This window comes from Frankia sp. CeRuru1 (genome assembly GCF_977966315.1).
Genome location: NZ_CDWWEW010000336.1, coordinates 5,111 through 5,704 on the forward strand (window position 1 = coordinate 5,111; position 594 = coordinate 5,704).

The following is a 594-nucleotide window of genomic DNA, read 5'->3' on the forward strand; positions in this document are numbered from 1 at the left end:
CTTCGCCGCCAGGAATGATCAACTTCATCGCCTTGCGTCTCGGAAATATAAGAAAAAAGCAACGCACGCCCTGTGGGGGGCGGTGTCATGTTGAGTTTGTCTACTGTAGTCAGTAAGCCATGTAAATCGGCATGGTCAACATCTCCAGCGGCCAGCTACTTGGATCAGGCTACCAGCGACGCGACAAAGGTTACGCATGGCCAGAAATCGCTGCGGAGAATCTTGGGGCGGTTCATACTTCCACGCCCTAGGTGCGGAATCTGCTTCGCTAATCCCAAGCGGGTGCCGAGGCATACGTCATCAAACCGGCTCTGCACACTACGCCTGAAGCCGTGTTCGACGCCTGACGCTTCGCAACTTCAGGGCTGTAGCGGAGTGCGACGGCGATGGTGTCCGGAAACGGCGACGCACCCACTCCCGGCAAGATCATGATTGTCGAGGAAATGATCGCCGGGGAAACGGGTGTGTCGTGGTCGGGGGTACGTCGTTGGGTGTGGATATCGCGTGGATGGTCGGGCTGCCGGGTGGTGCACGTCGAGCGCCCTACCTGCCAAGATGAGACGAGACAGGCAGTACTTTCCATCTAGGCTGGCT